Source organism: Dokdonia sp. Dokd-P16 (assembly GCF_003095655.1).
In the GTDB taxonomy this organism is placed as follows: domain Bacteria; phylum Bacteroidota; class Bacteroidia; order Flavobacteriales; family Flavobacteriaceae; genus Dokdonia.
Genome location: NZ_CP029151.1, coordinates 130,088 through 151,209, shown reverse-complemented (window position 1 = coordinate 151,209; position 21,122 = coordinate 130,088). Strand labels below are relative to the sequence as shown.

Genomic DNA, 21,122 nt, shown 5'->3' with positions numbered 1-21,122 from the left:
ATTTCTAGAATAGATTATAATAAAAAAGGGGTAACGTATTGTTACCCCTTTTTTTATTACTCTTAAATTGATGTTTATAAATCGATGCGATCCACCATCATACGCTGGTATAATGGATCTTCTTGTTCTGAATCGTAAATAGATCGTTGTATGCTGGTATTATAGTTTGTGCTACTTCTACCATTTAATATAATGTCTATAGCTGCATCTAATAGTGGCTCACCTTGTTCACCTAGTTGTCCAAAGTTTTCAAAATCTTCGGCAATTAGTAAGTCTGGTGTAAACCCATCAAAGTAGTCTGTTAGCCCATCAGCGTTTACAGATTTTAATACTAATGGAAGCATTACATAACGGTGATTAGGATTTGCCTCAGAACGACGGAAATTAGGTGAAGGAGCATCATATAATAAAAATGAACCTTCAAATTTACCTACGGTGTTAGTTCCTATTTGAATTACCTCAATGTAAGGATCAAGACCACTTAGTATAAGCTCGCTCGCACTTGCAGATCTTCCTGTTGTTAATACAAAAACTCTCGTTAAGCCTAAGCTGTTTATAGCAGGGCCATCATCTCCAGAGCCCAGGTTATTATTAAATCTTCTCACAAATTCATTTGCTTGATTTCTATCTGCGTTATACTCTTGCGTTATGAATTCTTCACCGTTAAACTGTCCAGTAATCATTGTAGAGAGATCATTTGCGGTTTCTATAGATCCACCTCCATTATATCTTAGATCAAGAACAAGATCTGTAACTCCCGCACTACGGAATTGTGCAAAAGCAGCGTTGAGTTCGCTATCAAATTCATTAGTAAATCCTGTGTAATGTAAATATCCTATTTCATTACCTCCTACACTTAGTACGTTTACCGTATGTACAGGGTTTATGGTGAGTTCAGTTTTTGTAATTACAATTTCTTCCCCTGTCGTGGTAAAGTCTGTTCCATCATAGGTTGCTAATCCTATGGTGTAAGTATCTGGAGCAAAAAAGCTATTAAAATTTGTGCTTCCATCTATCGCTTGTCCATCGCTACTTGTGAGTGGTTGTCCATCTACAAGTGTGAATATCATTCCTCGCTCTGCTCCGGCAAGATCTGCTGGGCTATCATTTACTACGTAACGTACAACTCCAAAAGCAGTAGTAGGATCGTTAGGCATAATTAATAAAGATAGATTTAATCCAGAAGAAGTACGTATACCTGCAAGGGAGTTTTCAAGAGCAACATAGTCATCTCTTAATATACTGAAGCGATCTCTTGTAGATGTAAGCGCATCAAAAGCCGCTTCTGGAGAAGAGAACTGACTTAAATAATCAAATCTTGCGGCGTCATTATCAAAAAAGTCATTTGCTAGTTCTGGTACGTCTTCTTTGTATAAAGACCAATAATTTAGCCCTCGATATACAAAGTCCGAGATTTCTGTGCTACTAGCTGGTCTTAGATTATCATCAAGGTCATCATCACAAGAACTTAAGAATACAAGAAGTAAAAGTGATAGGAGTGTTATGTTTTTCATCAATAATGAGGGTTTAATGTGACTTACTGTAAATATAGTTAAACGTAATAGCACAGCAAAGATTACAAGGAATCACGTAATTTCATAAAAAAACCTCTCTATAAATGAATATAGAGAGGTTTTTATTAAAAATCAGATCCTTAGAACTGGTAGTTAAGAGATAAGTTAAACATCGTACCTAACTGGCTAAAGTGATAACCATCATACGTCATCTGAGAATAACGCTGATTAAAAGTTATTAAATTAGACTGATTTTGCGTTGCTGCAGCATCTGCTAGGATAGCTGACCCTGCTGCATTTTCTGCTTTAAATTCCCACTCTGGTAATACATTCAATAAGTTGTTTACGTTAAGTGCAAGCGTGATCTTTTCAGTTACGTTATAGTTGATACCAAGATCTGTAACAATCTTAGGGATAAACTCTGTGCGTAAGTTGTCATCAAGCCCTTGTTGCTTAAATGTAGTCTTTCCGAAATATGTATTGTTTAGAGAGAAAGCAAACTTCCCAATATCATAGTTACCACCTAAAATCCATTTAGTTCTAGGTCTAGACGTGAAGAATAATGCTTCTTGCGTAGCATTTACTACAGACTGTCCAGAATCCTCAACAAGTTGTGGATTTTTTACAGAACCATCACGTTCATTTGTAATTGTATAATTACCAGATAGATTAAGTCCAAGCTTACCGTTACCAAGCTCGATATTTCTTTTACTAATAACCACGTCAAGTCCAGAAGTTCTTGTGTCAATAGCATTAGAAAAGAAGCTTACATCGCTCAGGTTATTGTCTCTTAAAATATCATCTAGTGGAGTAGTACCTATATTATTACCATCATCATCAAAAGCAGTTCCTGTAATTTCAGATCCTAAAACAATACGATCTTTTACAGCAATGTTGTAGTAATCTACTGTAAACGTAAGATTGTTTGCTAGTTTACCACCAAAACCTATGGTGAAGTTATTTGATGTTTCTGCATCTAGTTCATCGATTCCTAATAATTGTGCTTGTGTAGACACGTTATTTACTAAACCTCCCACTTGTATCCCCTGTCCTGGGATAAAGCTATATTGTGCTTTTTGTGTATAAATCTGGTGTAATGTTGGAGCTCTAAATCCAGTAGATAGTGAACCTCTTACTGTAAGATTGTCTGTAAGCTTATAGCGAGAACTAAATTTATAAACAAACGTATTTCCAAAGTCAGAGTAATTTTCTGTTCTAACTGTTCCGCTTAACAAGAAGGCATCAGTAACGTCATAATCCAAAGAGAAATATCCTCCAAAGTTATAACGGTTGAATTTTCCAGAGTTTTCTGGGCTGTTACCTGCAAAAGAATCTGCTCCACCACCATCATAAGAGTCTAGTTTTCCTTCAATTACTTCAAAAACTTCGTTTCTAAACTCAGCTCCAAATCCAATACTTACTTTGTCTGAAAGTACTCTAGAGATATCAATGTTACCTACATTATGAGTAAACTTTGTTCCACCCGGATCAAATGATCTAGCACTGTTCTCTCTATACAGTTGAGATCCTTCCGTAAGTTCTCCATCCTCAACAGTACCATTACCATTTTCATCAATAAATACGGCAGGAGAGTAGACAAAATTTCCATTTTGAGAGTTATTTACTTGGTACGTTTGTGTGTTTCCACCCGTTGTATAACTAGCGTCAACATTCCAGTCATTAATGGTAGTTCTAATTCCAATTGTACCATTATAATCATTAAGAAGTCCTTCGAAGGTAGGTACATATCCATCATAACCACCTGGGTTGTTAGGGTTATCACCTGGGAAAAAGTCTGCTAAATAAGGAAACTCTTCTATAGTTCTCCAATATGGAGTTCTGTAGTTTGCAAAACTATTTACCTTCTTATAAACATAAGCGGTATTGAAATACAACTCAGTATTATCACTTAAATCAAAACCTCCATTTACAAGAAATTTTGAAGATGCAGTTTCCGGTGATCCGTTAATGTTATTTGCATCTGGGTTACGAGATAAAAATTCTTGAACATCTGCAAGGTCTGCTTCAAAGTCACCAGCTTCTCCAGCAGCATCAACAGTACCAGGTCTATTTGCAAGGTTTACTTTAGAGAAGTCTACAGTATAATTTATAAAACCTTTGTCATCTCCTATAGTAGAGCCATTATTTACACTGATTCCTACCATTTCGCCATCACCTTCAGAAGTGATTCCTGTTCTTAGCGTCGCCGATCCTTGATTATCATTGTCTTTTAAGATAACGTTCATTACACCGGCAATTGCGTCAGATCCGTATTGTGCAGATGCACCATCACGTAAAATTTCTACTCGCTTTATTGCATCTGTAGGTATAGCAGAGATATCTGCACCAGTCTCTCCACGTCCTGGAGAAGTTTGAGTATAAAGAAGTGCACTTAAATTCTTTCTTTTACCATTAATTAAGATTAAGGTTCTAGAAGGCCCCATGTTTCTTATTTCATAAGGATCTAGAAGAGAAGTTGCATCATTTACAGGAGTTTGTACTGTATTAAATGATGGTATCTTATACTGTAAGGCTTTATCAAATGTCACTTGTCCTGTAGTTTGTAATTCTTTTGCAGATACTACATCTACTGGTACAGCAGTGTCTACCTGACTTCTAGGAGCAGTTCTTGACCCCACAAGTACCACTTCACCAAGACCTACACCTTCTTCAAGTGTTACATTAATTGATGATTTACCATTTACTGCTACGCGTTTTGTATCAAAACCTAAGTAGCTTATTTCTAAAGTACCGTCGCTTTGTACCGTGATATTATAATTACCATCAAAATCGGTGATAGCGCCATTGGTAGTTCCTTTTTCAATGACGTTTGCGCCAGAGATGGGAACATTGTTTTTATCTGTCACCGTACCTGTAACAGTAACTTGGGCAAATGAGGTCATACCAATTAATAGACCTAAAAGAGTTAACTTGAGTTTGAGCATAGTTGATTTGTTAGTTTATAAATTTTAACAGATATTAAATACCTGTTAATTTGTGTTAAAACTAAGATAAAAATTCAACGCAAACTGATATTTCATATCTATTTTTTAATAAAAATCAGATAATTTATATTTTTCATTAGAAAAGAGGATGCGAGCAGCCATTGTCACTGACTTTTATGCTAATTCTTTAAGAACCGTGTTACCGACTTGATTAACAGTGCGATATCGTTGTAGATGCGAGTGTATGTCTCTTTGCGGGTTCTGTAACCTAGGAAAGAGGAGCAATATATTAAGGTTTCTAGCTCGTTTATATTATATAAATCATCGATCTGTTCAAAGTGAGGTTCTTGCTGTGCTTGTTGTTCTAATCTATAACCAATCCATTCTTTAGAAAAAAACATAGCTCCTTTTCTATTAAATAGTAAGATGAGCTCTGGTGAAATATGCTCAATAACTTCCTTTGTGATGGCTAATTGGTTTTTTAAGAAGTCGCGGCCATTCTCATCTTTTAGGAAATGTTCTATTTGTTTTTGCTCTGTATGACGTTGATAAAATAAATCACAATAGGTAATTCCAAACTGTTCAAAATCTTTAAGTAGCGTGGAGAATTTTTTGAAGTAGCGATCAGTACTTAAGTGGTCATAGTTGTAGCTATATCCATTACTGCTTACAAAGTCATTTCTTAACGAGGGATTAATGCCCATTACTAGTATTTTGGCTTGAGGATTTACTTCAGAGAATACAAATCCTTCTTCAGCTATAGCTAGTTGCTCTGCTGTTATAGACTGACTTTTAAATTGAGTGAAAACCTGTCCAATTTTCGCTTTAAGCGCACTATTAAAAGAATCGTTATTCATACATAAGGTACTGCTTACGTATGTTTTTAAAGTTTTCTATATCCTTTATCCAGTCACGTTTAATCTCTTTAAAGGTATATCCATCTTGAATTTGCTGCTGTAATTTTTTATTACCTGCATGAAGCGTGAAACTAGCGGTTTTAAAGAAGTTCTTTTTATCAGTACTTGCGGTATAAGCTTCTATGACCCACTCAAGATTTACACGGCTCATGTACTCTTGATCGCGTAAGTCCATGCCATAACAAAGCTGTCCATTATGTTTAGGATCTTTTGAGCCAAAGTTAGGCTGAGGAGTGTAAGAATATGTAAAATTGCTAGGTGAAAAATCTGGAGCCCCAAAGATTTGAAACTGCATTTCTGTTCCTCTTCCGGCATTAATGGTAGTTCCTTCAAAGAAGCCTAGGCTAGGGTAGAGGTTAATACTTTTATCATTAGGTAAATTAGGAGAAGGACGCGTAGGTAAAGAATATGGAGTCGTGTAATCCCAATTTTCTAATGGAATCACCGTAATATCACATTGCATTTTATTTTTGAGCCAGCCCTCACCATTCACCATCATCGCATATTCACCTATGGTCATACCATACACTAAAGGCACTTCATGCATCCCTAAGAAACTGGAGTGCTCCTTTTCTAGCGTAGGACCGTCTATGTAATGAGCGTTAGGGTTAGGTCTGTCTAGTACAATCACAGGAATTCCTTTCTCGGCAGCGGCTTCCATTACGTAGGTGAGTGTAGATATATAGGTATAAAATCGAACACCCACATCTTGTATGTCAAAGAGGATTACATCGAGTTCTTCTAGTTGTTCCTGGCTTGGTTTCTTGTTTTTACCGTAAAGAGAGATAATATTGAGACCAGTCTTTGGATCTTTACCATCTTTTACTTGCTCTCCAGCATCTACATCACCGCGAAATCCATGTTCTGGTGAGAAAACACGTGTAACTGTAATCAAGCTTGAGATAAGAGAATCTACTAGGTGTGTACTTTCCTTTTCAGTATGCGGAGTGCTTTTAAATATGAGTCCACTTTTGTTAGTTACTACACCTACTTTTTTATCTTTAAGTAACGGTAAGTAGAGCGCTGTCCTATTGGCAGCGGTAACGATGGGTTCTTGAGAAGGAGTTTCTTGTAGTACAGTTTCTTTTTTAAATTCCGCTTTCGCGAAAGCGTTACTATCTCCACCGCTATTTGCACAAGAAATAAGCAGTGTGAGCATTAAAAAAAGGGTATTTTTGAAGAAAATGAGACGCATTTGAATTTAGAGTATTTTATAGCCAAACGCCTAAGTAGCGCGACATCGTATAAAAGTAGTGCTTCCAGTACGATAATTAAAATTGCTATCGTAGCAATTGCGATTGGAATGGTGATGATGCTTATATCGATTGCTACAGGACTAGGACTCCAGCGAGAGATAAGACAAAAAGTGTCTGCCTTTTCTGGAGATATTGTCGTGTCAAATTTTGACGGAAATAATAGTGAAGAGACGACAAATCCAATTTCTATAGATCAAGATTTTTACCCAGATTTTAACGCAGTACCAGAGGTTACACATGTACAAGCAATTACTGTAAAAGCTGGCGTTATAAGGACTGCAGAAACCTTTGAAGGAGTAATATATAAAGGGTTGGGTGATGATTATGACTGGAATCGTATCGAGGAATATATAGTAGAAGGCAGAAAACCAGAACTTACGGGAGCGCTTAATAATGAGACTATCTTTAGTACGTATCTAGCAAACCGCTTAGGCTTTAAAGTAGGTGATAAAGCTATCATACAATTTGTAAATAAAGATAACACGCGTTTTAGACCGAGGGCCTTAGAGATTGTAGGACTTTATGAAAGTGCATATCAAGAGTTTGATAAAGTGTACATTATGGGTGATCGCCGTCACCTTACCCGTATTAATAACTGGGAGAAAGATGAGGTAGGAGCTTTTGAGGTTTTTGTAGATGATTTTGATAATCTTGAGGCACTGAATAATAAGGTGTATGAAAACTCTGGTTCTACTTTAAGATCTATCTCTGTAATACAGAGTAATTACAATATTTTTGAGTGGATTAAACTATTTGATTTCAATATCATTTTAATCATTGTTATCATGATATTGATTGCTGGTATTAATATGATTGTGGCGCTGCTTGTACTAGTGCTAGAGCGTACAAAAATGATAGGAGTACTCAAGGCACTTGGAGCGTCAGACTGGAGTGTGCGTAAGATTTTTATTTATAATGCAATGTACTTAATAGGTCTTGGGCTCTTCTGGGGTAATCTTATAGGCTTAGGAATATTATATGCTCAGAAAATATTTGGTTTTGTAAAGCTTGATCCATCCACATACTATGTAAGTGAGGCGCCAGTGCTTATAGACTTTTGGCATATTCTATCTCTTAATGTAGGTGTGTTTGTCGTGTGTGTTCTTATACTTCTTATCCCATCTTATATCATAACTAAAATAAGCCCAGTAAAAGCAATACGTTTTGAGTAATTGATTATAGTGATTAATTAGATTGAAATCCTTGTTCCCATTCGCTATTGATAATAGTTGCTCCATAAACTAGCTTGTGACCAAAGGTCCATGCGCCCATTGTAAAGTCTTCTTTTATCATGGAGGGCTCCATACGCCACTCCTCGTTATTTTTAGGTTTGCCCATCAGTGATTCGGCAAGGGCTCGTACGGTGCTCATATCTTTATACGCAATGGTGATGGCATATAATAAAGGCTCTTGATCTTTTGTAAATAAATAGCTATATGATGTAATTGAGCTATCACTTATAGCTTCTGTATATTCTATTTTAAACTCCGACGCTGTATCTATACGAGTAGCATTTGGCGCTTTCTTGTGGAACTTTTTTAAAGTCATACCAAGGTACAGTTGTTTCTTTTTAAGCTTTTTTGGGAAGTGCTGTTGCTGTTTTCCTTTTGAAAATTCATCTAAGGTCACTGAAGGCACAGTAATGAACAAGCATAAGAAGAGTAAACTCCATTTTAATAGCATATGATAGATGGTTGCTCATTATAAAGCAACAGTGTATTGGTTTAATTAACTACAGTTTCCTTGTATGTATATAGAAATCCTCTGGTATACTCATGTCAATTATTTTCTTAGACATTTTAAACTCTTGCCACTGATCTGTAGGCGCGAGCCATTGTAATGTACCATTTATCTTTATAGAAAGTGGCATAGAGAAATCACTTATCACATTTGTGTAGCGATAACTCAGCTTCTTTTTACTCACTTTATATTCAAAGGTTGGGATTTTTACCGTTCTTAAATACTGATCAAATATAGGAGTGAGGTTCTGATTCAGTTTTTTAGACATAAAATCTTCTACCATTGCGCTTGTGGTAGTTTTATGATAAAACTCTTTATTAAGTCCACGCAACGTCTCTCGCCATAGCTCATCATTATTTACAATGGTGCGTATGGTGTGTAGCATATTTGCACCTTTATAGTACATGTCGCCACTTCCAGAGCGATTTACATCGTAAGTGCCTATGATCGGTCTATCATTTCTAATGTTTTTACGCAGTCCAATTACATATTCGCTAGCAGCGTCTTTTCCAAAATGATAATCTAGATATAGATTTTCTGAGTAGTTAGTGAAGCTCTCATGAATCCACATATCTGCAACATCCTTATTTGTAATGTTGTTTGCAAACCATTCATGACCAGATTCATGTATGATTATAAAATCAAATTTGAGTCCTTGTCCTGTACCAGATAAATCTCTTCCTAAATAGCCATTCTCAAACTTGTTTCCATAAGTTACAGAGCTTTGATGTTCCATGCCTAAGTAAGGAGCTTGCACGAGTTTAAAACTATCTTCATAGAATGGATAAGGACCAAACCAATGTTCAAAAGCTTCCATCATCATAGGGGCTTGTGTAAACTGAGCTCTCGCTTTTTCCTCATCTTCACGAAGTACCCAGTAGCTCATTTCTAGTTGCCCATTCTCACCTTTATATACCTCAGAGAAGTTTACATAATCTCCTATATTAAGATTAACTCCGTAATTATTTATAGGATTTCTCACAGCCCAGTGATAAGTTTTTGAAGATGTTGTACTATCTATACCCACTAATCGTCCATTAGATACATCTACAAGATCTTTAGGTACTGTAACATGCATGTCTAGGCTGTCCACTTCGTCTGCTGGGTGATCACGATTAGGCCACCAGACACTGGATCCTATTCCTTGATTTGAAGACGCGATAAAATGTTTGCCGTTACTATCTTGCTGCCAAGTGATACCGCCATCCCATGGTGGGTTTACAGCAGCGCGAGGTTTACCTTCAAAGCTTAATCTTATTGCTTTTAGTTCTCCTGCTTTTTGAGCAGATTCTAGTTGTATAAAATGGGCCGCACCTTCAGAACGCACGTTAAGAGAGTGTCCGTCTTGCATTACTGCTGTGAGCTCCATAGGGGATTGAAGATCTATTTGTAACTCGGTCGTGCCTTCTTCTAGTACACGATAGGTCATTATATTAGTGCCCATTAAAGATTTTGATTCTGGCATCACCGTAACAGAAAGATCATAATGAACAAGGTCCCACCAGGCTCTTTGTGGAGTGATTGATCCGCGAAGGCTGTCTTGACGGGTAGCCTCTTGAGAAAACACAGATAGTGTGATAAAAGAAAAAACTAGGGTAAATAGTAAGCGCATGTGAGTGTAATTATCTAATGGTGCAGATTTATGAATGTAAAGTAGCTTTAAAAAGCAATGAGCGTGTAACCTTCCATTTGCGATTGACTTAAAACTGTCATTGCCGAAAGTCCTACATCAATCATTTTCAGTCTTCGCTCTTTAGTAATATTACGCGCTCCAGCAGTTTGACCACAAAGGATGAGTGATACGTTTGCTTCTTTTAAGGCTTCTAGTAATTCAATATTAGGATTATCTACGCCAAATTTCTCTTTATATAATTCATTGGTAAGCATTCCATAGGCTGCTTGTCCATGGATAGCAGCGCGTATATTCATATTTGCAACGGGAACTCCTGCTTTCTCTTGCATGTTAAGAAATCTAGCCATTGTCTCGATGTATGGATTGCGCTGACTTGGATTTTCAGGTGCTTTTGCCACATCAAACACTACTTTGAAAATAGCCGTAGTATCTGTTTTAAAATCTGGATTGTCAACCTCATAGGTTTTTCCGAACTCACTTATGACATTACCAGGAGTAGATACGGGTTGTTGAGCATACGCTTTCGCGAAAGCGAGACTTAAAAAAAGTAAGAAAGTATATTTCATGTTATGGAGTTTTGTTGTTATTGTTTTTCTTTTTGAACATCAATGATATAATCAACGAGTGTGGAAATGTCACTGCGGCGATAAAGGAAAAGAAAATTGCAAAGAAAAGCACACTTTCCTTAAGCCAAAAGTAGCTTAAACCAATCCCGATGATTGAAATAATCCAATAAGGCAACGCATTTTTTATATAGAGCCAGATAGTTTGATTAGTAAATCTACCGTATATAAAGTGTATTTGTTCAAAAAGAGATGGAAGACTATGCCACAACACGAAGTATATAGTAAAACCCCAGATGAGAGATGACATTTTGAAGATTACAATAAGCAAGCCTAAAAAGAAGAGTTCTTTTAATATGAGTTTTTTAAAACTATCACTTTTATAAGTTAGTATGGCTCCTGTTATAATAAATACTGCGAGCACAATGTATAAGGAGTATAAGAGAAATAAATGAGGAAAAGTTACTCCAGTAATTGCCATAACAATACTCTCCACTTGCTGCTCATTAAAATAAAACAATATCATGAGTATAAGCGCCCCATAACTGAGTTGTAGTATAGTGGATAATAACTTGTGTTTTGAATCAACTTTAGACTCCCAGTGCTGTTCACCAAAATGATATGCGCTAAAAATGATAAATAGAATTACTGTGATAGAAGGGATGGTATAAAATGCTAGAAAAGTAAGCAACACTGTAAGCACATAAAAGAAGAGCGATTTAAGGAAGTTCCTTTTTTTCTCCTTAGTAAATAACTTCTCTATTAATAATATATCATTTGATCCGTGTATGATACCAAAGGTGAGAATAAGTAAAAAACCCAAAATCAGCTCAACTTTAGTAGAAAATAGTGTGGCAACCCATAATCCTGCAAAACTGCCTATAATTGTGATATTATGAATTTTTTTCATTAATGATTTTTGTATTGATAATTTTAAGTAAAAAATTATGAGAAAATAATTATTTATTTGTTTAACATTATTTAAATTTACTTAAACAAATGTTTAATTAAAAATATCAATGCTATGAAATTTTTATTACTATTACTGGCCGACCCTACAAAACTTGATCCAAGTGATTATGTAGGATTTACATTCTTTGTGGGTGCGATGGCGATGATGGCAGCTTCTGCTTTCTTTTTTCTATCGCTTAACCAATTTAACAAGAAGTGGCGAACCTCAGTCCTTGTATCTGGTTTAATTACTTTTATTGCCGCAGTGCACTACTGGTACATGAGAGATTACTGGTTTGCTATTCAAGAGTCTCCTACATTTTTTAGATATGTAGACTGGGTGCTTACCGTTCCATTAATGTGTGTTGAATTCTACTTAATCTTAAAAGTAGCTGGTGCAAAACCTGCACTTATGTGGAAGCTTATCTTATTCTCAGTTATCATGTTAGTAACAGGATACTTTGGAGAAGCGGTATTCCAAGATCAAGCAGCATTATGGGGAGCTATTTCTGGAGCTGCATATTTCTATATAGTATATGAAATATGGTTAGGAAGCGCAAAGAAACTTGCAGTTGCTGCTGGTGGAGATATTCTTAAAGCACATAAAATACTATGCTGGTTCGTACTCGTAGGTTGGGCTATTTATCCATTAGGATATATGCTAGGTACAGATGGATGGTACACGAGCATATTAGGAAAAGGAAGTGTAGATGTCGCTTATAACATTGCAGATGCTATCAATAAGATAGGGTTTGGACTAGTGATTTATGCACTAGCTGTAAAAAAGAATGAAGTTGATGTTGTTTAAGTTTGATTAGTAAAAGGTGAGAACACTCAATTGGAAAACGCAACCAGCAATGGTTGCGTTTTTTTTATGTGTCGGTTTTAGTAATCATTATGCTGTAAAATAGATGTATTAAGCTTTCGCAAAAAAAATTCTAAGTCATTTAATAATTGCCAACATTTGTGAGCTGTTACTTTTAAAAACCTGTAGACGTTCAATAAATTGTCTGTGGGACTTACTCTTCCTCTTCTTGAAAAGACTCTCTTGATAACAATTTACTAGAAATCTTATATGTTCCAGCATAGGTAAGTCCTGCTTGACCTTTTCTAGAAGTCAAAAAAGCTTTTTTATACCACTTGGCATCTGTTGCCTTTTTTCTAAAATCTTCATGCTTTGATACACCAGTAGTTACTCCGTTGTACCATGATTCGATGGTAAAGACACCTAATCCAAAATGCTCTGCGCGCTGAAGTACAATCTCAAAATCTGCCTCAGAGAACTGATAAGAGTCATCTGCCTCTGACTCTTTGTTAAGATTAGTCAAACCATTAAATAAGTGCTGTTCTAAAAATTCTGTTTTTTCCATAGTGGCGGTGAAGGTAGTGTTTAAAAGGGAAAAGTATCACTTTTTTATATCTGGGAAGATGATTTTTTTGTGGTTTGAGATGATACCTTGTTGGTTAAAGGGAGGCGCATCTTAATCTTTGTCTTATTGCTTATTTGGTATTTGATCCATCGCTCGTTCTGCAATGGCAGTAATGGTAAGTGACGGATTTACACCAGGATTTGCCGAAATCATAGACCCATCAACCACAAGCATATTCTTATAGCCAAAAACCTTATTGTCTTTATCTATAACTCCACTTTCTGTATTTTCTCCCATTACTGCACCGCCTAGTATGTGTGCTGTAGATGGTATTCCAGCAAGTGTTTCTAAAGCAAAAGAGGTACTTACTCCTTTTATAGCCTTGCTGTAAGATTTCACAAGCGCTATAGATTCTGGTATAAATGGGGTAGGAGCCTTTCCAGAACTTACTGTAGATGTCATCTTCCCAAAAGCATTTCTTTTAAAACGTAATGTGCTATCTAGCGTTTGCATAAATAATAAGACAACCGTATTTTTTGCCCAGCCATTAGCAATGTAGATTTTAAAATAGTCTACTGGATTTTTGATTAGCTTGATGGCTGTTTTAAAAAGTCTTGAGAACACGTTTGAGCCTGTCACGTAAGGTAAATGTGCAAGTTTCCAAGCATTAGATCCTTCTCCATATCTACATATTTCTAGATGACTATTTTCATCTGTATCCAGAATACTTCCTATAGCGACACCTTTTGAGAGATTTTTATCTTTTTCAAGTGTAGAGACACTTATGAGTGTTTCATTATTACTACGTATATCCTCACCTAGATGATCTGATATATGTGGTAACGAATTAGTTTTTAAAGCTAGCAAGAGCTTTATTGTTCCTAGTACGCCGCCAGAAAAGATAACGCCTTTGGTGGTGATTTTTTGATGTTTACCAAAGATGCGTGTACTTCTCTTTATGGAGACTTCATATCCTAGAGCGCTGTCATTTTTATTTAATGGTTGTACATCATACACTTCATTTTCGGCTAGTATGGTGGCTCCGTGTTTTTGAGCAAGGTACAAGTAGTTCTTGTCAAGCGTGTTTTTTGCATTATGGCGGCAACCAGTCATACAAGCACCACAAAAATTACATCCAGCGCGATCTGGTCCTTCTCCATTAAAATAAGGGTCTTTTACTGTTTTATTAGGAGTTCCAAAGAATACAGCGACACGTGTAGGATTAAACTTTTGTGCGATATTTAAATCGTCTGCTACGGCTTTGAGAGCTTTATCTCCGTCATATAAGGAAGGATTTTGCGCTGCACCTAGCATTCTTAATGCTTCCTTATAGTAAGGTTTTAAGTCGGTTTCCCAATCATTAAGCGATTTCCAACTTCCAGAGTTAAAGAAAGCACTTTTAGGAGTAGGTAATGTATTTGCATATACTAGGGAGCCGCCACCTACACCAGTTCCAGAAATAATGGCAATGTGTTTAAATATGGATAGTTTCATAATCCCAAAAAAGCGCAGGTATGGCATCCAGAGCCATTTTCTAAGATTCCAGTTGGTTTTGGGGAAGTCGGTTGCTTTGTACCATTTTCCTTTTTCAACAACGAGCACTTTATATCCCTTTTGTGATAGGCGTAGAGCACTTACAGAGCCACCAAAGCCACTTCCTACTATAATATAATCGTATGTTAAGTCTTTTTGGCTCATAGAGATTTTAATGCGTGTGGGGTTATTGAGCTTGTAATTTACTAAACTTCTTTGTTCTGTATGTTTATTACTGATTTAAATAGCACAAAAGTGAATCCTAAGTTTTACTGCTCATTGACGAGCATTATATACAAGAGGGAAGGGGGCTTATTTGATAACGGGTAATTTTTGGTTTCACATTTTCGCGTAAGCATAAAAAAAGCCTCCCAAATAAATGAGAGGCTTTACGCACTAATAAAACTAAGATTATAGACTTATCGTAACCTATCTACAGATTTTACAAGATCTTCATCGCGCTTGATTGCCTTGTTTGCCAAGACTAGTAAAACGATAGAAACAAGCGGAATGATCATCCCAATACCCTTCTCAAGAACCGCCGTTCCTCCAGATAACATTTGTGATCGATATACCAAAATACCTAATAATGCAAAGTTTAATAAGATATTGAGACGTCCTAAGACGAATTGGTTCTTTCTATTATTCCATAAAAATATGGAAATAAATGAGAATACAGCACTAAGACTAAAAAGTGTTATGTAAGAAATGTCATCTACTGCCCACACGGCCTCACCATCCATATTAGAATAAAGGCTAAAGGCGTATGGCAATCCTAGTGAAACTAAGGCTGCTAGTAAAAGATATATAGTCTGTATACGTTGTATCACGTGATTCTCATTTTAAACTGTGGTAAAAATAAGTCTCATTTTGTGATATTGCTAAGAAAACTTTGAAAATAAAATTGTATCATTGTCTTGTGATTATGTAAAAGGCTCTCCGCTTGTTACTTAATTGCTTAATATTTACAGTATCAAATTCTTCTTTTGGTACGCTCTAATCACCCGATTAATAATTTACCCACATTACTAGATGTTTGATATTTCAGAATTAAAAGCAAAGAAGCTTCCCGAGCTTCAAGAGATTGCAAAAGGGATTAATGTTCCTAAATACAGAACATTAAAAAAGCTAGACCTTGTTTACAGAATACTTGATTTACAAGCAGCAGACCCAAAAAAAATTGAGGCAGTAGTGCCTAAAGTAAAGGAAGCAGCTGCACAAGCTCCTGCTCCTAAGACAGAACGTAAGCCTAGAGAAGAGCGTAAACCTCGTGCTCCACGTCCAGCAAAAACTGCAAAAGATACCAAGGATGCTCCTGCAGCAAACACTGAGGAAGCTAAAGATGCTCCTGCAAAAGGAAAATCTCCTGTAAAAAAGGAAGCTCCTGCAAAAAGAGAACCTCAAGCAAAAAGAGAAGCGGTAAAACGTGAGCCTGCAAAGGGTAAAGGTGGAGACGATACAAAGACACCACAAAAACGAGATAATCAAAAAGATACTCGTAATAACGATAAGCGCAACAGCAATGACAACCGTCAAAGCAATGATAAGCGTGCACCTCGCGATAATAATCGCAACTCAAATACACGTGCTAATACGCCACGCAATAACCGTAATCAAAAAGACGGAAATACGCATGGTAACAATGGTAACAAGGATAGCCGTAACCGTTACCGCGAGCCAGATTATGAATTTGAAGGAATTATAGAGAGTGAAGGAGTTTTAGATATTATGCAAGATGGCTACGGCTTTTTGCGTAGTTCTGACTACAATTACCTTGCATCTCCAGATGATATTTATGTATCACAATCACAGATAAGACTTTTTGGTCTTAAAACTGGTGATACTGTATTAGGTGTAATACGCCCTCCAAAAGAAGGAGAAAAGTATTTCCCTCTTATTAAAGTAAGTAAGATTAATGGTTTGAACCCTAACATCGTTAGAGATCGTGTTTCTTTTGAGCACTTAACCCCATTATTCCCTACAGAAAAGTTTAACCTAGCAGATCGTCAAGCGAGTATATCTACTCGTGTGATGGATATGTTTGCACCTATAGGTAAAGGTCAACGTGGTATGATTGTATCACAACCTAAAACGGGTAAAACCATGTTACTTAAGGATGTGGCAAATGCTATTGCAGCAAATCATCCTGAAGTATACCAAATTGTACTTCTTATAGATGAACGTCCAGAAGAAGTTACAGACATGCAACGTAATGTAAATGGAGAGGTGGTAGCCTCTACATTTGATAAAGAAGCGCATGAGCACGTAAAAGTTGCAAACATTGTTCTTGAAAAAGCAAAACGTCTTGTGGAGTGTGGTCACGATGTAGTAATACTTCTAGACTCTATCACACGTCTCGCACGTGCATATAATACCGTACAGCCAGCATCTGGAAAGATTCTTTCTGGAGGTGTAGATGCAAATGCATTACACAAGCCTAAGCGTTTCTTTGGAGCAGCACGTAACATAGAAGGAGGTGGATCACTTACCATTCTTGCTACTGCACTTACAGACACAGGTTCAAAAATGGACGAAGTAATCTTTGAAGAATTCAAGGGTACAGGTAACATGGAGCTACAACTGGATCGTAATATTGCAAACCGCCGTATTTTCCCAGCGATCGATCTTACTTCTTCATCTACACGTCGTGATGACTTACTACACAGTAAAGACACCACGCAGCGTCTATGGGTATTACGTAAATACCTTGCAGATATGAATCCAGTAGAAGCAATGGAGTTCATGAGTGATCGTATTAAGAGCACAAAAAATAACGAGGAATTCTTGATTTCAATGAATCAATAAGAAGTTCGTTTAAGTATAAAAAAATCCTCTCAATAGTTATTGAGGGGATTTTTTGTGTCTAATCGTTAGCTGGAGGAGCATTAGCGTTTTGCTTCTTTGCGAGGGTTGTTTCCCGCTTTGCATTACAATTCCTCGCTACACTGCGGGATTTCCATTACAATCGGGGCTAGTGGCTAATGCAGTTGTTAATCTGCAAAAGCTCAATTTTATGAGTACGTAAAAATCTTTAGGTTTAAAAAAGCTCACCCTTTAGGGCTGGGGAAAAGCTTTTTGGAATCAAAAGCTCACTTTCACGGTCTGGGAAAAGCTTTTTCAAACCAAACTCACCCTTCAGAGATGGGAAAAGCTTTTTGAAATTAAAAGCTGGCATGTTATTACAATTCCTCGCTTCACTGCGGGATTCTTATTTACGTTTTTAGCAAGTATTTGGAGCGCTCACATTGCGCTTATTCACAATAGTAGTCTCCCGCTTTCATTGCAATTCCTCGCTTCGCTATCGCTACACTGCGGGATTTCCATTACAATCGGGGCTAGCAGTTAGTGCAGTTGTTAATCAGGAAAAGCTTATCACTGATGGTCGTAAAGAGTATTGAGAGAAAAAAACTCACCCTTTAGGGTCGGGGAAAAGCTTTTTAAAACAAGCTCACCCTTTAGGGCCGGGGGAAAGCTTTTTGGAATCAAAAATTCACCTTCAAATGCCAAGAAAAATTTTTACGTACAAAAAAAAGCTCTCCCTTTAGGGGCGGGGAAAAGCTTTTTCAAACTAAGCTCACCCTTCAGGGTGGGGAAAAAAGCTTTTTTCAGAAAAAAGCCTTCCTCAATCCTACTTCATCTAAGACTCCGTATCTAATACTCCAGAAAGTACGTGATAGCGAGGATCGTCTACGCTCTCTTCAATTACCTTGTCAAACTTAGGAGAGGCTTTGCGCATTAAGTCTTTACACTCGGTACTCAGGTGCTTGAGCGTAATTGTTTTACCTACCGCCTCATACTTCTCAAGGAGTACAAAAATAGCTTCAAGGGCAGAGTGGTCTGCTACTTTTGCTTCGATAAAGTCAATTTCGATATGATCTGGATCACCGTTGATGTCAAACTTAGAATTAAAACTCTGAATACTTCCAAAGAATAATGGGCCCCAGATTTCGTACACCTTTGTTCCGTCTGCTTTAAATCTCTTTCTAGCTCTAATTTTCTTAGCGCTGCTCCAAGCAAATGATAAGGCAGCAATAATGACACCTACAAATACTGCAATGGCAAGATCAAAGAATACAGTTACAGCAGATACTATAATAAGCACAAATGCATCTGATACTGGTATTTTCTTTAAAATTCTAAAACTAGACCAAGCAAAAGTCTCAATAACCATCATAAACATTACACCCACTAGTGCAGCGATAGGTACTTGCTCAATAAAGCGGTCTGCAAATAAGATAAAGGTAAGTAGTGTAATTGCCATCATCACCCCAGATAGTCGTCCTCGTCCTCCAGCGTTAATGTTTATTACCGTTTGGCCTATCATACCACAACCACCAGTTCCTCCAAAAACACCACTCACGATATTTCCAGCTCCTTGTGCTACACACTCTCTGTTTCCATTACCTCTTGAGTCTGTCATCTCATCTACCAAGTTCATGGTCATAAGCGTTTCAATCAAACCAACTGAGGCTGCAAGAAAAGCATAAGGCGCTATAAACTTAAGCGTATCTAAATTAAAAGGTAGGCTGCTCCATAAATCAAAAACATTGAGTTTACTCGATATTTCTGCCATACCATTGAGCCCTGCGCCACCTCCATCTCTAATAAATTCGCCAACGTTTACAGAGTCCAATCCGCCAAAAATTGATATTAACGATACAATAAGAATGGCCGTTAATGCTGCAGGAATCTTAGGTGTAATTTTAGGAAGTCCCCATACGATGAGCATGGTGAGTAATACTAGCCCTATCATGGTATATAGTGACTTTCCTTGCATCCACGTTTTTACGACTCCTTTGTCTTTTACAGAGTAGAAACCATCTTGTGAAGCATTAAAAACTACCTTTTGCGTATTTGTATCATATACTTGTCCGTCAGATAATACAAACACCTCCTTGTTTGTTGCCTTGTTTATTACAGAGTTTCCTTCTATTGTAAATAATACAGTATTAGAGACTTTGTCTTTTACTTCGTTATCAGATACAGTATAAACAAGCTCTTTTGAAGCTGTTTTACGCATGTTGTCACCAGCATAATCCTTTTTGTTTTCTTTAAACATCCCTAGTTGTGCAAGGAATATCACAATAGCAAGACCATTTACAAACCCCATCATTACAGGATGCGGAATCAAGCGTACGAATTTCCCCAACTTAAATAAACCCGCAAAAACCTGAATAACTCCCATTAATACCACCGCGGCGAGTAAATAGAAGTATCCCATATTTTCAACAGGCTGATCAAAGAGTAATCCCTTTGCATGCCCTTCTTGAATCATCTGTACAAAAATCACGGCAACTGCTCCTGCTGCTCCCGAGATTAATCCTGGTCTACCACCAAAAAGTGCTGAGATAATCCCAATTACAAATGCCCCAAATAATGCCACAATTGGACTTATTTGAGCCACAAATGCAAATGCAACTACTTCAGGTATCATGGCTAATGAAACCGTAATACCAGAAACGATATCATTCTTAGGATTAGAGGTGAAATTGTTGAAAAGACGCTTCATAAGGCTGTTTTTAAGAAGCCGCAAAGATAGTGTATTCTTAAGGGATAGCTATAGCGCATTTACGGGAGTTACGGTAACGTTTTCGCGCAAGTAAAAAAAAGAAACCCTCACAAGATAACTTGTAAGGGTTAAAGATGTAAGGGTATGTTATTTTTTTACTTTGTAGGTGCTTAGTCTAAAGGGAGCATAAAGCGGGCAAAAAGAAATAAAGCTAGTCGCAATAAAAATAAGTGCAACCACACCCAGTATAATTGCCACCGTGCCGTTTATAACGTTAGCTGCATATAATATACCAATAATCACTGCAGCCGCTATGCGTATACCGCGATCTAAATTTCCCATATTCTTTTTCATAGTGTGTTGTTTTTAGAAGTAATACAGCACAAATGTAATGGGAGGATTTCTTGTAAACGGTGACTATAGTCACACTTACATGATTTTTATGGTTCGTCCTTCTTGGGTTATGTGATTTTCAATCTCCAGTTTTTTTAAGATCCTGCTTACGACTTCCCTTGCCGTGCCTAGATCTATTGCTATTTCCTTATGAGTTATATGTAGTGTTTGAGTTGCTTTAACACGCGCTTTTTCTCTTAAGTAATCTAGAATGCGTGCATCCATTTTATCAAAGAGGAGATGATTTACAGCGTTCATCATGTCAAGATAACGCGCATCATAGTTTTTAAAGAATAAGGTGTTGAGCGCAGGGTGCGTCTTAAGCCATTGCTGTACGTTGTTTACAGGTAAAAGAAGAAGTTTTGTATCTGTTTCTGTAATTGCATATCCGCGACTGGGTAATTGTGAGATTCCAGAAGAAAAAGAGATGATGCAACTCTCTGCCGGTTCTATATAATAAAGTAGAAGTTCTCTATCTTCATAGCGAGAATATACCTTTATGAGTCCGTGTATTACGATGGGAATAACCTTTGCATACTGTCCTTCTCGCAGTAATTCTGTTTGCGCAGGAAGTTGCTTTATGATGCCGTGTGTAGTTATTTCCTTAATGAGGTCTGGATGAAATCTTGGAAAAAGCTCTTTAATTATCATAGGTATCTATACTAGGTGCTGTAAAACTACAATTCGGTAGCCTGTTATGGCAATTGAGTAGCAACCTTTTTATGATTACTGAATTCTGGCTCATATTTGTACTGTCAATCATGAGAGATAGCGTCTCAATATTTAAAAATCTTACCG

General features: G+C 37.0%; 17 protein-coding genes. 3 read left to right on the top strand and 14 right to left on the bottom strand.

Features of this window, described 5'->3' with window-relative positions; translation table 11 throughout:
• Nucleotides 1–74 precede the first annotated feature (74 nt).
• The 4 genes from DCS32_RS00640 to DCS32_RS00625 form a co-directional block, all read right to left on the bottom strand.
• Nucleotides 75–1,514: a S41 family peptidase gene (locus DCS32_RS00640; RefSeq protein WP_108876544.1), complete on the bottom strand. Its 1,440-nt coding sequence runs from the start codon at nucleotides 1,512–1,514 to the stop codon at nucleotides 75–77.
• A gap of 140 nt (nucleotides 1,515–1,654) precedes the next feature.
• Nucleotides 1,655–4,459 (bottom strand): TonB-dependent receptor, encoded by a 2,805-nt coding sequence (locus tag DCS32_RS00635; RefSeq protein WP_108876543.1) that lies wholly within the window; start codon nucleotides 4,457–4,459, stop codon nucleotides 1,655–1,657.
• A 179-nt stretch (nucleotides 4,460–4,638) separates the two neighbouring features.
• Nucleotides 4,639–5,316, bottom strand: coding sequence for a hypothetical protein (locus DCS32_RS00630; protein WP_108876542.1), 678 nt, complete (start codon nucleotides 5,314–5,316; stop codon nucleotides 4,639–4,641).
• A complete protein-coding gene (locus tag DCS32_RS00625; RefSeq protein ID WP_108879209.1) occupies nucleotides 5,309–6,535 on the bottom strand; it encodes an exo-beta-N-acetylmuramidase NamZ domain-containing protein in 1,227 nt (408 codons plus the stop codon). The genes DCS32_RS00630 and DCS32_RS00625 overlap by 8 nt, the downstream gene beginning before the upstream one ends.
• Before the next feature lie 36 nt (nucleotides 6,536–6,571).
• On the opposite strand from DCS32_RS00625, the gene DCS32_RS00620 reads away from it, so the two are divergent.
• Entirely contained in the window at nucleotides 6,572–7,804 is a 1,233-nt protein-coding gene (locus tag DCS32_RS00620; protein WP_108876541.1) for an ABC transporter permease, read from the top strand.
• A gap of 13 nt (nucleotides 7,805–7,817) precedes the next feature.
• Here the strand turns inward: DCS32_RS00620 and DCS32_RS00615 are convergent, their stop codons facing one another.
• Genes DCS32_RS00615 through DCS32_RS00600 form a run of 4 tightly spaced genes read right to left on the bottom strand, consistent with a single transcriptional unit; the run spans nucleotide 7,818 to nucleotide 11,478 of the window.
• Nucleotides 7,818–8,315, bottom strand: coding sequence for a hypothetical protein (locus tag DCS32_RS00615; protein WP_108876540.1), 498 nt, complete (start codon nucleotides 8,313–8,315; stop codon nucleotides 7,818–7,820).
• Nucleotides 8,316–8,364: 49 nt separating this feature from the next.
• Nucleotides 8,365–9,984 (bottom strand): M1 family metallopeptidase, encoded by a 1,620-nt coding sequence (locus tag DCS32_RS00610; protein ID WP_108876539.1) that lies wholly within the window; start codon nucleotides 9,982–9,984, stop codon nucleotides 8,365–8,367.
• Between the two features lie 47 nt (nucleotides 9,985–10,031).
• Nucleotides 10,032–10,571: a DsrE family protein gene (locus DCS32_RS00605; protein ID WP_108876538.1), complete on the bottom strand. Its 540-nt coding sequence runs from the start codon at nucleotides 10,569–10,571 to the stop codon at nucleotides 10,032–10,034.
• A 1-nt stretch (nucleotide 10,572) separates the two neighbouring features.
• Nucleotides 10,573–11,478 carry a Brp/Blh family beta-carotene 15,15'-dioxygenase gene (locus DCS32_RS00600; protein WP_108876537.1) on the bottom strand — a complete coding sequence of 302 codons (906 nt, stop codon included), beginning with the start codon at nucleotides 11,476–11,478 and terminating at the stop codon, nucleotides 10,573–10,575.
• A 114-nt stretch (nucleotides 11,479–11,592) separates the two neighbouring features.
• On the opposite strand from DCS32_RS00600, the gene DCS32_RS00595 reads away from it, so the two are divergent.
• Nucleotides 11,593–12,327, top strand: coding sequence for a bacteriorhodopsin-like (locus tag DCS32_RS00595; RefSeq protein WP_013751708.1), 735 nt, complete (start codon nucleotides 11,593–11,595; stop codon nucleotides 12,325–12,327).
• Between the two features lie 211 nt (nucleotides 12,328–12,538).
• Here DCS32_RS00595 and DCS32_RS00590 read toward each other — a convergent pair whose 3' ends face one another.
• The 3 genes from DCS32_RS00590 to DCS32_RS00580 form a co-directional block, all read right to left on the bottom strand.
• On the bottom strand, nucleotides 12,539–12,889 hold the full coding sequence (locus DCS32_RS00590; RefSeq protein WP_108876536.1) for a hypothetical protein: 351 nt from the start codon (nucleotides 12,887–12,889) through the stop codon (nucleotides 12,539–12,541).
• Between the two features lie 123 nt (nucleotides 12,890–13,012).
• The gene (locus DCS32_RS00585) at nucleotides 13,013–14,587 is read right to left on the bottom strand and encodes a GMC oxidoreductase (protein ID WP_108876535.1); all 1,575 of its coding nucleotides are present in this window, start codon (nucleotides 14,585–14,587) and stop codon (nucleotides 13,013–13,015) included.
• A 254-nt stretch (nucleotides 14,588–14,841) separates the two neighbouring features.
• Complete coding sequence (locus DCS32_RS00580) at nucleotides 14,842–15,252, bottom strand: DUF4293 domain-containing protein (protein WP_108876534.1); 411 nt, start codon at nucleotides 15,250–15,252, stop codon at nucleotides 14,842–14,844.
• Nucleotides 15,253–15,454: 202 nt separating this feature from the next.
• Here DCS32_RS00580 and rho point away from each other — a divergent pair, with 202 nt between their 5' ends.
• Nucleotides 15,455–17,227 (top strand): transcription termination factor Rho, encoded by a 1,773-nt coding sequence (rho, locus tag DCS32_RS00575; protein ID WP_108876533.1) that lies wholly within the window; start codon nucleotides 15,455–15,457, stop codon nucleotides 17,225–17,227.
• An 832-nt stretch (nucleotides 17,228–18,059) separates the two neighbouring features.
• Here the strand turns inward: rho and DCS32_RS00565 are convergent.
• From DCS32_RS00565 to DCS32_RS00555, 3 genes are all read right to left on the bottom strand, one after another.
• Nucleotides 18,060–19,931, bottom strand: coding sequence for a SulP family inorganic anion transporter (locus DCS32_RS00565; RefSeq protein WP_108876531.1), 1,872 nt, complete (start codon nucleotides 19,929–19,931; stop codon nucleotides 18,060–18,062).
• A 147-nt stretch (nucleotides 19,932–20,078) separates the two neighbouring features.
• Nucleotides 20,079–20,285: a DUF2892 domain-containing protein gene (locus tag DCS32_RS00560; RefSeq protein WP_013751714.1), complete on the bottom strand. Its 207-nt coding sequence runs from the start codon at nucleotides 20,283–20,285 to the stop codon at nucleotides 20,079–20,081.
• A 75-nt stretch (nucleotides 20,286–20,360) separates the two neighbouring features.
• Complete coding sequence (locus DCS32_RS00555) at nucleotides 20,361–20,975, bottom strand: Crp/Fnr family transcriptional regulator (protein ID WP_108876530.1); 615 nt, start codon at nucleotides 20,973–20,975, stop codon at nucleotides 20,361–20,363.
• Between the last annotated feature and the right edge of the window lie 147 nt (nucleotides 20,976–21,122).